Source organism: Trichococcus ilyis (genome assembly GCF_900109135.1).
Lineage (GTDB): Bacteria > Bacillota > Bacilli > Lactobacillales > Aerococcaceae > Trichococcus > Trichococcus ilyis.
In genome coordinates this window covers 1-13715 of record NZ_FNYT01000044.1, presented here as the reverse complement: position 1 = coordinate 13715, position 13715 = coordinate 1, and the positions used below count along the sequence as shown (strand labels likewise).

Sequence of the window (13715 nt, the reverse complement as noted above, 5' to 3'; positions counted from 1 at the left end):
AGGCATTCGCTTATCTGGACCGTCGCTCGGCAGGCCCAAGAAGGATCAAAAAGTAGACAAAAAACAAGAATACATCGATAACTGCAATCGAGTGGAGGTCGAAAGAGGCTTCAGCCTGGCGAAAAGAAAGTACGGGCTCAGGCTTATTCGAACACGCCTTGAAGAGACCAGTCTATGTGTGATTGCTTTATCCATCCTTACAATGAACCTGTCCAAGGTTTCATTGCGCATTTTTTTGACTATCATCCGATGGATGAGATTACCAAGAATGGAACCCTTGGTAATCCCGTAAGCTAACAATTAGGGATTTATTCAGCAGACATTATTTAAACCTTTGGTATATCAATGTTTTTAAAGCCTTAAATATCAAAATATACGCAAAAAGACACCTCTCTTTGGTAAAATGTAGTTACCACACAACACATACGAAAGAGGGATGTCTTATGGCTACTATTTTACCAGAAAATCAAACCAACCAGGAACTTAATTCTTACGTTCATCAATTTTTTCGCGAACAGAAACTGGGAACGTTACTGAATCAATCCAATGTCCGGAAAGAAACGGGCATTTCTCCCGTGTTCTTGGTCCAGTTCATCTTTTCATTGGTCCTTCAAAAGAAAAATTTGTATCGGACATTGGAATCCGGAAGGGAGCCAGCGGCTCCTGCCAAGGATGCGGTTTATCGCTTGCTCAACAACGCAACTTATAATTGGCGCAAGTTTCTGTTGCTGCTGAGCCGGAATGTCATTACCCAGAAATTGCTCCCGCTTGTCTCAGAAAACCGCGAACGCGTCCTGATTTTGGACGATTCTTTGTACAGTCGTGCGCGCAGCAAGTCAGTCGAGATGCTTGCGCTTGTTCATGATCATACTACAGGGAGGTACGTTCGCGGCTTCCGCATGCTGACTTTGGGTTGGTCGGATGGCAATACATTCATGCCGCTTGCATTCTCTTTGTTGAGTTCAGAAAAACAAAAGAATCGTTTCCAAGAAATCAGCTCTGATATAGATAAGCGTACCGTGGGTTACAAGCGTCGCAAGGAAGCCGTCAAAAAGTCGACGGAAGCGCTGTTCGACTTGCTTGATGACATCAATCCGCTCCAACTCTGCGCGCAAACGTTGCTTTTCGATAGTTGGTTCGCATTTCCAAAAGTAATCAAGCGTGTAGTTTCGGAGTATCCGCTTTGCGGAAGCCATTCTATTGGTATTGGACTGTCTGAAGGCTTCTCTGGAGGAAGAACCTATCTTGTCTGAAGAAATGGTGCAGTCTGTTCTGGACAGAGTTTTCGACAATTTTCCAGCTTTCTTAAAACGAGCTTTTCATCAGCCGGAAAAGTTGCTTTCAAGTGCTTTAGCGGCATGATATTATAGCTAGAATTATTGATGTATCAAGCCTTTAGGGTCTTTTTCAGTGTGCGAAAGTTGAGTTAATTGTATTAATTCAGATTAACAGATAATAGTTGTGTGGCTGGTATTGTACATTCAAATAGTTTCGTAGCCATCATATATTAAGTTCCATTCCTTACGTACTTTGTCCATTATTTCGAGGACATCTGAAGTTAAATGTATGTAGGGATTAGAAGTTTTACTTAAAATAATTTGAGATATTTCTTTCACTTCGTAATTAAGCCTTTTTGTAGAATCTCCGGATTCAAATAATACGGTTTCTCCTGAATGAGATGTGTATAAGATATTCTTTGCGCTGGGATAATTATCAACTGTAAAATAACCATTCTCAAAAGCAATTATCCCTACTTTTGGCATCTTTGCTCTGAATGTTAAAGATATATTAGCCAATTCTTCTTTCTTGTTTTTTAAACTTATCGTAGAGCTTTCATCAACACCCGATTTATTCATAACGACTTGCGTAAGGACGCTATTAGGCTGTTCCGACAAGAAGAAACGTGCAAAATTTAGGGCATAGACCCCTATATCAAAAAGTGCACCGCCAGCTAGTTCTTTTTTAAAGAAATAGCGATCTTCAATGTTTTTATAGCTCCCGAAATTGACCTGAATCATTTTTAAAGGACCTAATTCGTTTGTTTTGATCCACTCTTTTACGTCTTTATAAACAGGCATATAATGAATTGTCATAGCTTCAAATAAGTACAAACCATTCTTATCGGCAAGTTCTCTCAATACGCTTAATTGTCTGCTATTCAACACAATAACTTTCTCGCAGACTACGTGTTTGTGAGCTTCTAATGCCCGATAAATGTACTCATAATGCATATTATGCGGGGTCGCAATATAAATTATGTCTACTTCACTATCTTCCAGAACGCTCTCATAGTTGCTGTATGCCTTATTAATATGAAATTTATTTGCAAAATTATCAGCCGCGTTTTGATTTCTGGATACTACAGCCTCTATAACAGCATTGTCTGATTGAAACTGATTGGCAAATTCATGGGCAATACCTCCAGTTCCTACTATCGCCCATTTTAATAGTTTTTCCATCTTGGCGTGTCCTCCTCATATCTCCTATATGATTCAAATAAACCTATTAAATTGTTGCTCCAATATTTTTTGCGATATGTAGTAAAGAAATTTTTATCTAATGGACTACGATTTATTTCCTTAGCTGATTACGTGATGTTGATGTTGAATACAAACGAGTTTACGTCCCCTCGATACCAGGAAACAGAATATTCAACTGGAGTTGCATCAACTGTACTCCCAACAGAATGAAAATAGAATACTGGATCATTAATCGGAATGTTAAGCATGACTCCAGACAGTTCATCAGCTTTTATAACCTCTAGTTTCCGCTGTATAGAAACAACGGGATAGCCTAACGATTCTAATTCTTTATATAGGCTCCTGTGTACAAAATCTACGTTCTCCAGTTTCTCGAATCCTTTATATGGGAAATATGTTGTAACTAACACAACAGGTTCATTTCCTGCATATCTTAATCTCGTTAATTTGAATACTTTATCATTCTCGTTGATATTTAAGTTATGTGCTACATCTTGGGATGCATTTTCTTTAGTGAAGGAAATGATTTTAGTTACCGGATGTAGCCCTTTTTGCTGTATTTCATCTTCATAACTTCTAATCATATGGGTGAATTCTTGATTAATTTTCTTTTGACGGACAAAAGTCCCACTTCTTTTGATTCTCTCTAAATACCCCTCATTTACAAGACTTTGTATTGCTTGTCTTACGGTTGGGCGACTCACTCCATATTGTTCGGCTAAATCGAGCTCTTTGGGGATTTTTTCATGCAATTTATATGTGTTGTTGAGTATTTTCTCAAGTAAATCCTCTCTTATTCCTTCGTGTAATTTTTTATTGTCCATTAGATAAATTATCCTTCCAAAAAAAACTCTCTTAGTATTATCAAATAATAAGAGAGTTTAAATTTATTTAAAATTCCATAAATTCTTTCCCGGAAGTTAGTAGCTGGTTCTTAAAATCTTCGATTATCTTGATCCCAGAACTAGTTCCGATTCGTTCAGCTCCATTTTGAACCATTTTAATGAATGTGTCAACATCACGAACTCCTCCAGCGGCTTTAACTTTTACTTCATCACCTACAATTTCTTTCATAAGTTTAACATCATCTACTGTAGCTCCCGTTGGTGCCATCCCGGTAGAAGTTTTGATGAAATCTGGCTTCACTTCTTTCGCAATTTTTGAAAGCGTAACGATTTCTTCTTTACTTAAATACGCATTCTCAAAAATCACTTTTGATATTACGTTATGATCAGTGCATACGCTAACAATTTTCTCCATCTCATCTTTGATGTAATCAAAGTTACCATTTTTTACTTCTGTTAAATTAATGACATAGTCAATCTCGGTGGCACCATTTTTAATTGCATCTTCAGTTTCGTAAACTTTTGATTCTATCGACGTTTGTCCTAATGGGAAAGAGATCGCTGCACCGACGTTGATATCAGTATCTTTTAAAAATTGAGCGCATATCTTTGATTGAACTTGATTAATCGCTACCATTTTAAAATGATATTCTTTAGCTTCGTCGCACAGCAGCCTCATATCTTCTGCAGTTGCATAGGCGGCAAGATTGGTGTGGTCTATAAAACGGCTTAATTCATCAATAGTGTACTTCTTTTTCATTGGTGATCATCTCCTGATTCCTTTTTATGTTATTACATATTCGGATTATAAAACAAAATCCAACTATATGTCAACACTTAAATATTAAAATAAATACCACAAACGCGTTGAAAAGAAGATTTAACTGATATAGAATGAAATCGTTAACAAATAATATGACATTACATATAGGGAGGGCATTATGAAAATTGTTTTAGCATCACACGGAAATTTTTGTCACGGTTTACTTGAAAGCTATACAATGATTGCCGGACAAAACAAGAACATTCATGCTATCAGTTTAGATGATAGTGGAATTGGCACATTTAGGAATAAGCTCAATGAATTGCTAGATGAACTGACATCTAAGGATAATGTGCTAATCCTGACAGATATCAAAGGAGGAACGCCCCATAACGAAAGCTATAGTTATAAGTTGATGCATGAAGGTAAAGTACGTTTAATAGCTGGGATGAATTTACCTATGTTAGTTGAGCTTGGGTTATCACTTTCATCTATTAATGACTTAGATCAGCTAGCACAGCTAGCCGTTGATACTGGTAAAGAATCAATTTCATTGGAAGAATCTGATTCAGAAGACGACTTGGGATTATAAAATAATAGTTTGATTAATCTAAATTGGAGGAGTATTTATGTCTATTACATTAGTAAGAATCGACGATCGCGTTATTCATGGGCAAACCACAACACGTTGGACTAAAGCAAGGAATGTCTTTGGGGTACTTGTTGTGGGGGATAATATTGCAAGTGATGAATTACGTAAGAAAGTGTTGAGAGCGGCAGCTGGGAATCTAAAATTAGGAGTGTATTCCGAAGAAGTTGCTCCTGAAAAAATTGCTAAAGCTATAGAAGGCCCTAAGGATTATTTTTTGATTAGTGATTCCCCAAAGACATTTGCTAGCTTATTACGTGCTGGTGTTGACTTCGGTAAAACATTGAATGTTGGCCCAATGAATACAAGGCCAGGTACAAAAGTTTTAGGTCGAACTGTAGCTCTTGATCAGGACGATTATGAAGCATTCGATTATATTTATAATCAAGGGGTAGATGTTCAATTCCAATTATTACCGGATGATGACATTAAAAATTGGCCAACAATGAAGAAAAAATATGATTCTATGAGTTAATGAGGGAGGTTATATAAATGGAAACTAGTTTGTTGCTATCAGCATTACTAACAGGGATTTTCTGCTATCTCGGTGCGATTGAAACACCGTGGTTGTTCGGTATCACTGGTGGGTTTTATATCTTAGGGAGACCGTTAGTTGCTGGATTACTTGTCGGTTTAGCGTTTGGCGATGTTACGGCAGGCGTTCTCTGTGGTGTCGCTGTCCAAGGGGTGTTCATCGCAAATTTGTCAACTGGTGGGGCTACCAATAGCGAAATCACTTATGCCTCTTATGGCGGAATTGGTTTAGCAATGGCAACTGGAGGGAATCCCGCAATTGCAGTCACTCTTGCAATTTTAATCGGACAAACCTTCGGGTTGATTTTCTATAATAGTAGAATGGCAGCGTATTCTTTCTGGAATACGAAAGCACAAAAGGCTGCAGAAGAACTTGATTACAACGGTATCACATTCAATCATGTAATTGGACCACAAATTACCACCTTTTTACTTCGTGCAGTACCTGTATTTCTAGCCGTTTATTATGGACAACCTCTAGTTGATGGGTTGCTGAATACCATTCCAGAAGTAGTTACACATATTATTTCAGTCCTAGGTGGCGTACTTCCTGCATTAGGTATCGCAATGTTAATGAATATTGTTATTAAAGAAAGTAGTCATTTTATATTCTTCTTTGCTGGATTTGTACTGATGGCATTCGCTGGACTAAGTATGATTGCTTTAGTCTTTATTGCAGCACTTGTAGCGTATGTTGTATACCTTGCTTCAGAGCGCCGCGGTGTTGTAACTGAGAGCGGAGGATCTAGTGCAGCAGTATTCGAAGATGACGAATTATTTTAAAGAGCGGAGAGGTGAACAGCAATGCAAGAAAAATTAACAGTTAAAGATCGTAGACAAATTTGGGCTCGTTGGGGTTTTACTCATCTGTCATCCATGAGTTATGAAAAGTTACAAGCTCATGCCTGGGCATATGCATTTATTCCATTCGCAAAGAAATTTTATAAAGATGATCTCGAAGCGCAACGCCGATTGATGACTAGACACTCTATGTTTTACAATACAGAACCACAAACCGGACAATTAATTAATGGAATTGTGACGTCCTTAGAAGAACAGATTGCTTTAGGTGAAGAAGTAAGTGAAGATATGCCTGTCAATATCAAAGCTACTTTAATGGGCCCTCTAGCAGGAATTGGCGATTCAATCATTCAAGGTATCATTGTTCCGTTACTACTTTCCATCGCCATGGGAATGGCTGTTAACGGAAGTGCCATCGGACCATTATTCTACATGATTTCATTTGGTATCGCAGGTCCATTGATAAGCTACTTATCCTTTAATTATGGCTATAAATTAGGTGTCAATGCAATCGATGTTATTGTTGGAGAAAATGCCCAGAGAATCACAGATGCTTTTAATATCTTAGGGATTATGGTAGTTGGAGGACTAGCAGCTTCTAATATCTATTTATCAACTGCATTAACAATACCTATGGGGACTGAGGTACAGGAGCTCCAGTCAGTCATGGATGGAATTTTCCCGCGATTGCTACCATTATTGATGGTCATATTATCGTGGTGGCTAATTGCTAAAAAAAGAATGAGTGCTACCAAAGTTATACTTATTTTGACAGCAATTGTTACTGTGGGTGTATTGCTAGGAGTATTTTAAACTACAAAATCAATAAGTAATGATGTAAGGGAGATCGAAAAATGATAGTACTTAAGCCAGTTTCAAAGGAAAGAATTTGGGGAACCCCTCGGCTGCACCAATACTCAGGAGATTCCCATATTGATAGAATAGGATCGGTCTATTCTGTATCCGGCATTGAAGCGCTGAGCAATGAAATTGTGGCAGGGGATGAGCACCGTACCCTTTATGAAGCTGTAAAAGCAGCCCCTGAAAAATTCGGAATCACAGCAGGTTTTGATTATCCAATCATTATTTCGTTCACTAGCGCAGATGAAAATCTAAGTATACAAGTTCACCCAACCGATGAGTATGCTATAACTCATGAAAATGCCTTATATGGTAAGAGTGAATCATGGTATTTTATTGAGCCTCCCAGCGAAGGCTGGATATATGCTGATTCACTGATAGAGGATAAAAGGGAAATCAAGCGGAGTATTCTGAACGGAGACTATGAAAGTGTAGTTGGTAAAATCATTGTTTCGAAAGATGATGTAGTGTATATCCCTTCGGGTACTCTTCACGCTTTGACACGTGGATCCCTTGTTTATGAAATCCAACAATCGACAGATATCACATATCGTTTTTTTGACTATAATCGTTTAGACAATGACGGAAAACTTCGAGACCTACATTTAGACGATGCAATAGAGACCTTGAATACCGAAAACCGTGTTAAAAGCAGCGCATTTCCAAAAGACACTCTGGTATCAGAACAGCCATATACTATGGTAAGAAAAACTTTAGAGAATGTATATCACAATACTACAGACGTGGCGGTAGCTATCACCGTTTCCAAAGGAAGTATGTGTGTTGATGGTCATAGCATACTGGCTGGGATGAGCATCCTTGTTTTACCGGACGAAGCGATAAGTATCTCTCAAGCTGCGGAGGAAGTAGTCATTGCAACCCCAAAACTATATTTTAAGTAGGTGTATAATTTGTACAAACTAATAGCGATGGATATGGACGGGACATTGCTTAATGATGAAAAGAAATTGACTGAGGAAAACATAAAAGCAATTAAACAAGTCAAAGAAAAAGGTATCTTTACTGTCATAAGTACAGGTAGACCAATTTCTGGAGTAAAGCCGTATCTAAATATGTTTGAGCACGGGGACATTGATTTTTTGGTCTGCAACAATGGTGCAGTCGTGTATAACGTGATTCAAGACAAAATCATTCATGAAGAGCATTTTAAGCGGAGTGAAATCGAAGAGATAATCCAAATGGCTGATGACTTAGAAATAAGCTTGCATTTCTTAGATAGCAATCAATTGATTACCCATAACAATCCAATCAACAAGTACATTATTTTAGACGCTTATTTATCTGATATGGATATCTTTACGAAAACTCCGTCAGCCCTTGCTAATCATGAGCATATCCATAAAGCTTTATTCACAGCTGATAGCGAAATGTTGAATCATAAAACTCAGCTACTCCCTCAGTGGTTTGTCGAAAAATATAACTGCGTACGTAGTGATGAAATGTATTTTGAGATTTTGAAAGAAAATGTTGATAAAGCATCTGGTTTAAAGAAAATTATGCGCTCGTTAGAGATTGATCGAGAAAATGTAATTGCTATAGGTGACCAACAGAATGACATACAAATGTTGAATTTATCTGGTTTAGCTATTGCAATGCACAATGCTTCACCTTTAGTTAAAGAAACTGCAGATATAATTTGTCCAGATAATAACAGTAGTGGAGTTAGTCAAGTTTTATCAGATATTTTTTTCTGAGTAAATGATAAATTTAGGATGAAACGGAGGATTCAATGGCTGATATATACTTATGTCCGTCGATGATGTGCGCAGACTTTGGTAACTTGAAAGATGAAGTAATCAGTTTGGAAAAGGCCGGCGCAGATATATTCCACATTGATATAATGGACGGAAAATATGTTCCTACACTTGGTATGGGTTTGCAAGATTTTAAAATCATTAGAGAAACGACTGATTTAACACTAGATGTTCATTTAATGGTAGAAAAACCAAGTAACTATGTCCAAATGTTCGCTGAACTAGGAGCGGATATCATATATATCCATCCTAACTCTGAGAACCTACCTGAATCAACGTTATATAAAATAAAAAGTTACGGAAAAAAGGCGGGTATCGTCCTAAATCCAGGTACATCAATTTCTGAGATACAAGAACTATTACCTCTTGTAGATTATGTTTTGGTAATGACGGTTTATGTAGGTTTTTCGGGCCAAAAATATTTAGACTTTGTTGATGATAAAATCCATCAACTACTAACACTCAAAACTGATCATCATTTTGAATTAGTTGTTGATGGTGCAATAACCCCAGATAAGATTCAAAAGTGGAGGGCTTTAGGCGTGAAAGGCTTTGTTCTTGGTACGTCTGCGCTATTTGGTAAAAATCAAAGTTACGATGAATTGATTTCAAATTACAGGTCTAGACAGGTACTAAATCTTCAAACTAAAACAACATAATAGGAAAGTAATATAATTCCATAAGCAACTAGAATAAGTATGTGCCATCTTCAATTGATGAGCACATACTTATTTTTTACGGGTTGATACTTTGCAAGTGAGAATAAAATAGTCAAAACTCAAAAGTACTTACTATGATTCATACTCCAATAAATACAAACAGATGTATTATGATACTCACCAAATTTATGTAAGAGCCAATTTAGTTTAGCGCTGATAGGCTTTTATTAGTCTCTGTTAACGGCCACTGTACTGATTTCTTTACAGTAAACTTACTATATTTGAATGCATAGATGGGAACTCTATGCATTTTTAGCGTATTATTTAAAATTTTATTTAACAGGAGAATTACCCGCAAGGATTTAATTTCGCACTGACTTATATAAAAAGTGACTCTTTCTGTAGATAAATCAGAAAGAGTCGCTTTTCATTTAATGGAAGGAAGAACAGAAGAGTTGCTCACGGCTTTATATGGATACCGCTACTCTTCCAATAGAAAATCAAATACATTTTTGTGAAGGATGCCATTTTGGGACATATCCAAGCGATCCATCGTAATCAACCATTTCGGATAGTTATCGGTAATTTTTTCAAAAGCTTTGAATTCTCGTTCTTTTGTCTGCTCGTCCATCACCGATAGAGAGACTTGAATATACATTTTCGTCTCCGATCTTTCCGCAATGAAATCAATTTCGGCGGTCCCGTTTTTGCCAACAAAAACCTGGTATCCTCGTCTGATTAACTCTAAGAACACAATGTTTTCAAGATCATGTCCCATATTGGAAGACTTATAGCCGATCAATTGATTGCGTAACCCCATATCGACAATATAATACTTTCCGTTTGTTCTTAAGAGCTCTTTCCCGCGTATATCATAACGACTGCACTGGTAGAGAATATAGGCGTTACACATCAACATCAAGTAATTATCCACTGTGTCATGACTGATTTTTGATCCCTCAGAGCGCAACGTATTGGCTATTTTATTGGTGGACAGACTGTTGCCAATGTTATCAAATACAAATTTTGCGACCTTGTAGAAGCCACCAATTTCTCTTATTTCACCGCGGCTAATAATATCTCTTGAGAAAATAGAATCAAAGAGTCCTTGGTTAATCGTTCGAATCAAATTTTCGTCTTCCACCAGGTTCACTGCGGGGAAGGATCCGCTGCGGAGATATTCTTGATAATGTTGTTCTAGGTTATTTACCGTATCGTACTGTTTAAACTCCAAAAACTCACGGAAAGACAAGGGATAGACCTTTATTTCAATATACCGTCCGGATAAATAAGTAAGGTATTCTCCAGAAAAAAGACTGGAGTTTGACCCAGTCACATAAATATCCGCATTGAACGTCACCTTGAGACTATTGATAACCTTAGCCCATCCCTGAATTTCCTGCGCTTCGTCAATCAGCAGATACACCCGCTTCTGTCCTGGAATCCGTTCCCTTAGATAAGCATGGAGGCGGTGCCCCTCTTTCAAAGGTTCATTTTCCATCCTCTCATAACTGATTTCGATAACTTGATTTTCTTCGACGCCACGCTCCAGCAGCCAGTCTTTATACAGCATTAAAAGGGTTGATTTCCCACAGCGACGGACCCCAGTCAGTACTTTTACAAAATCGCTGTCTTTTGCCTGAATCAATTTATCTAAATAACTCTGACGATTAAACATACTGTTCCTCCTAAAATCCTGTGACATAAGCGAAATATGTCTCATTTCCAAATATTTATTCGAGCATACGCTAATAATTTTATTTTTATGCATATATTTCGATTATACTCTAAAAACTTATTTATTTGTTTGTTTTTTCGATTATACTCGAGGAATTTTTTATTTGTCGTTAAATTTAGTAGATTTGAATGGGAGTCGTCCATTCTTCAATCTGAAAGTGTCTTAAAACCCTTTATTTTCCCACCCACTTTAAAGTAAAAAGGGGTCTAAGGTTAGGTTGAGAGCAATATAAGGCCTTTTTCTGCAAAAAGAATACACGTTCGCTAATCGTTCTTGATAAAAGTCTTTCGAGAAGGGTAAAATAGAGAAAAGAACCCTTCCAGCTGAGGGGAAAGGCAGGTGATACTATGTTGCGGGGCGAAAAAATTGTATTTACAGGTAAATTGGATACGTTTTCTCGGAAACAAGCGCAGGCATTAGTCACTGCCTTAGGAGGAAAGCCGCAAGCAGCGGTTACAAAGGACACAACCATCCTTGTAGTCGGAAAGGCGATCACCAATCTCTTTCAAGAAGATCCACGAAGTCTGAAGATGCAAAAAGTGGAAGCTTTGCAACAAGAAGGCCACGCTGTTTGTGTTTTGTCCGAGCAGGCATTCTTGGAGAAAGCCCTGTTACACCTAAATCAAGTGGTGGGGATTATGAGTGGATCTAGAAGGTAGGATGAACCCACCTCTTCTGTTTCAGAAGGTCTAAAAAGAGAGGGCACTGAATGAAAATCAACTTAAAAGTAAATGCATTTCAAAATTCTCGAATATAGGGATTAGTCAAAGTTTCTAATTTTTACACGCCTACTAGCCCTAGAGGCGTTTGATGGATTGACGGGCGACCTCCTCAAAATTGAAATAGGATTTTTGACCCGTCATCCGCGTGTGGCTATAATGGAGATAGGAGATGTAAAGAGTAATTACAACTAGGAGGAGATTGTTATGAAGAAGTATGTACGCTTTGGAATTATGATTTTGGTCTCTACGGTAATTATGTATTTTTTGATGTTCTTGAATGTATTTCAGCTAAATCATATTTATTTCAGCGAGATGCGGCTCTTAATGACGTTGATTATGGGATCCGTGATGGCGGTTGTGATGCTATCGTTTATGTGGAAGATGTATGATAATAAGAAATGGAATATTATCATACTGGGAGCGAGTTTTTTAATCTTCGGTGTTTCTTTATGGTTGGTGCGCAGTCAGGCGACGATAGATGATGTGGATTACATGCAAGCTATGATTCCACACCATTCCATTGCCATCTTGGCTAGTGAACGAGCAACGATAGAAGACGAGCGTGTTCGAAAATTAGCAGATGAGATCATAGCTGCACAGGAGCGAGAGATCGCGGAGATGAAAATTTTAATTGAGGAAATTCAGCAAAGAGAGTAACAGATATTTTGATAGAGACGAATTAATTGCGGGTAGAGGGTACGACTCTAAAAAAAGCCTCCTTACAGACGAAAAACCTCGGAACATTAAAGAAGGAACACAGCTAATAAAATATAGCTTTGTTCCTTCTTTTAGTATAGAGATTCTCTTCTAAATAAGAGATCAACTTCTACAGCTGACTCAAGTGGTAGTTTAGTAATTCTGATTGCAGTATTCTCAGTGCTTCTTTCAAGCCATCGAGTCTACCTGTCTCAATGTCTATGATTGCATAATAATCAGATAGGTATTCTTCTGATACACCGGCATTCAACTGCATATGTGTATATGCTTCTACTATCTTAATAGAAGATGTTGTAGAAGTTACTCTGGATTCTAGTCTTTCAACTACTCTCGCATAATATTCCAAGAATTCTTCCCCCTTAAAATTAAGTATACGCTTTCTTAATCAGGAAAGAAATAGTTCAAAAACTAGAAAAAAACGCTGAACAGCCGTACGCTGCATACCTATTTCTGAGATGGCTAGATATCCCAGCTGCCTCGACTACTCTATCCACTCCTCGCTCTGATTGAAGTCCTCAATCCAGGTAATTTCGGTATCAAAAGTATCATTTTCTTCAATAGGGGAAGATGTTGGAGTAGGATTCTTTCCGGCTATTTGCATTCGATTATTTGTAAAGACGTGAATCTGGAACCATTTTTCCTCTTGTAAAAGCTGTATATTGCGAATAGATTCCAGTGAAATCCATTGATTGTTAATGAAGATTTTATTTCCCGTAAGAGATCCTCTGAAATGCCCTACTATCGATTCAGTTTGACGCCCGAGGTAATCTTTTTGATTCAATTGAATTGATACGGGTCTGTTTTTCTGCAGAGCCTCCGCTAATACCTCGTCAATTTCACTTGCATTCATTTGAGCGAGGATAGGGATATCCTTCAGAGCCTCTTCTTTTCCAGCAGAAATGGACCTTGTCAGTTCTTCCATTGAGAATGCCGTTAACCACTTAACCATGCCTCTATCCTGGTAGTCGTTGTACTCTTCAAATACTTTCTCTGTTCGCTTTCTGGTTTCCTTTATCATACTTTCACCTTCCTATAGCACTGCTAGTCTGTTTGTCTGGATTTAAATCCTTTATATTCCCAATTATACGAACGTACGTTTGTTTTTGTAAAGCGAACACGCTAAATATTTACAAATGAAGGTTAGAATCTCGTATTTCAGTGCATTGTTAGA

The 13715-nt window shown here is 37.7% G+C and carries 17 protein-coding genes; 11 read left to right on the top strand and 6 right to left on the bottom strand.

Annotated features, from left to right (window positions below):
* The coding region (locus BMX58_RS13890) for a transposase (protein ID WP_165605760.1) at window positions 1-292 on the top strand (292 nt) is incomplete at its 5' end.
* 151 nt (window positions 293-443) lie between these two features.
* Window positions 444-1253: an IS4 family transposase gene (locus BMX58_RS13885; RefSeq protein ID WP_113649409.1), complete on the top strand. Its 810-nt coding sequence runs from the start codon at window positions 444-446 to the stop codon at window positions 1251-1253.
* Window positions 1254-1481: 228 nt separating this feature from the next.
* Here the strand turns inward: BMX58_RS13885 and BMX58_RS13880 are convergent, their stop codons facing one another.
* From BMX58_RS13880 to deoC, 3 genes are all read right to left on the bottom strand, one after another.
* The gene (locus BMX58_RS13880; protein ID WP_068624633.1) at window positions 1482-2459 is read right to left on the bottom strand and encodes a Gfo/Idh/MocA family protein; all 978 of its coding nucleotides are present in this window, start codon (window positions 2457-2459) and stop codon (window positions 1482-1484) included.
* Between the two features lie 128 nt (window positions 2460-2587).
* Window positions 2588-3304, bottom strand: coding sequence for a GntR family transcriptional regulator (locus BMX58_RS13875; RefSeq protein ID WP_068624634.1), 717 nt, complete (start codon window positions 3302-3304; stop codon window positions 2588-2590).
* 67 nt (window positions 3305-3371) lie between these two features.
* Window positions 3372-4085, bottom strand: coding sequence for a deoxyribose-phosphate aldolase (deoC, locus tag BMX58_RS13870; protein WP_068624636.1), 714 nt, complete (start codon window positions 4083-4085; stop codon window positions 3372-3374).
* Between the two features lie 181 nt (window positions 4086-4266).
* Here deoC and BMX58_RS13865 point away from each other — a divergent pair, with 181 nt between their 5' ends.
* From BMX58_RS13865 to BMX58_RS13835, 7 genes are read left to right on the top strand one after another with little or no spacing between them, the layout of a single operon-like run.
* Window positions 4267-4680 carry a PTS sugar transporter subunit IIA gene (locus BMX58_RS13865; RefSeq protein ID WP_068624638.1) on the top strand — a complete coding sequence of 138 codons (414 nt, stop codon included), beginning with the start codon at window positions 4267-4269 and terminating at the stop codon, window positions 4678-4680.
* Between the two features lie 37 nt (window positions 4681-4717).
* Entirely contained in the window at window positions 4718-5212 is a 495-nt protein-coding gene (locus tag BMX58_RS13860) for a PTS sugar transporter subunit IIB (RefSeq protein ID WP_068624639.1), read from the top strand.
* A 17-nt stretch (window positions 5213-5229) separates the two neighbouring features.
* Window positions 5230-6054, top strand: coding sequence for a PTS mannose/fructose/sorbose/N-acetylgalactosamine transporter subunit IIC (locus tag BMX58_RS13855; RefSeq protein ID WP_068624640.1), 825 nt, complete (start codon window positions 5230-5232; stop codon window positions 6052-6054).
* Window positions 6055-6075: 21 nt separating this feature from the next.
* Window positions 6076-6885, top strand: a complete 810-nt coding sequence (locus tag BMX58_RS13850) for a PTS system mannose/fructose/sorbose family transporter subunit IID (protein ID WP_068624642.1) — start codon at window positions 6076-6078, stop codon at window positions 6883-6885.
* A gap of 41 nt (window positions 6886-6926) precedes the next feature.
* The gene (locus BMX58_RS13845) at window positions 6927-7835 is read left to right on the top strand and encodes a class I mannose-6-phosphate isomerase (RefSeq protein WP_068624643.1); all 909 of its coding nucleotides are present in this window, start codon (window positions 6927-6929) and stop codon (window positions 7833-7835) included.
* A 9-nt stretch (window positions 7836-7844) separates the two neighbouring features.
* Window positions 7845-8648 (top strand): Cof-type HAD-IIB family hydrolase, encoded by an 804-nt coding sequence (locus BMX58_RS13840; RefSeq protein WP_068624645.1) that lies wholly within the window; start codon window positions 7845-7847, stop codon window positions 8646-8648.
* Between the two features lie 35 nt (window positions 8649-8683).
* A complete protein-coding gene (locus tag BMX58_RS13835; RefSeq protein ID WP_068624646.1) occupies window positions 8684-9367 on the top strand; it encodes a ribulose-phosphate 3-epimerase in 684 nt (227 codons plus the stop codon).
* A gap of 481 nt (window positions 9368-9848) precedes the next feature.
* Here BMX58_RS13835 and BMX58_RS13830 read toward each other — a convergent pair whose 3' ends face one another.
* The gene (locus tag BMX58_RS13830; RefSeq protein WP_068624648.1) at window positions 9849-11045 is read right to left on the bottom strand and encodes an ATP-binding protein; all 1197 of its coding nucleotides are present in this window, start codon (window positions 11043-11045) and stop codon (window positions 9849-9851) included.
* 407 nt (window positions 11046-11452) lie between these two features.
* On the opposite strand from BMX58_RS13830, the gene BMX58_RS13825 reads away from it, so the two are divergent.
* Entirely contained in the window at window positions 11453-11764 is a 312-nt protein-coding gene (locus BMX58_RS13825) for a BRCT domain-containing protein (protein WP_068624649.1), read from the top strand.
* Window positions 11765-12031: 267 nt separating this feature from the next.
* The gene (locus BMX58_RS13820; protein WP_068561783.1) at window positions 12032-12484 is read left to right on the top strand and encodes a DUF305 domain-containing protein; all 453 of its coding nucleotides are present in this window, start codon (window positions 12032-12034) and stop codon (window positions 12482-12484) included.
* A gap of 169 nt (window positions 12485-12653) precedes the next feature.
* Here BMX58_RS13820 and BMX58_RS13815 read toward each other — a convergent pair whose 3' ends face one another.
* Window positions 12654-12890 carry a hypothetical protein gene (locus BMX58_RS13815; RefSeq protein ID WP_068624651.1) on the bottom strand — a complete coding sequence of 79 codons (237 nt, stop codon included), beginning with the start codon at window positions 12888-12890 and terminating at the stop codon, window positions 12654-12656.
* A gap of 135 nt (window positions 12891-13025) precedes the next feature.
* Window positions 13026-13562 (bottom strand): hypothetical protein, encoded by a 537-nt coding sequence (locus BMX58_RS13810; protein ID WP_068624653.1) that lies wholly within the window; start codon window positions 13560-13562, stop codon window positions 13026-13028.
* Window positions 13563-13715 lie beyond the last annotated feature (153 nt).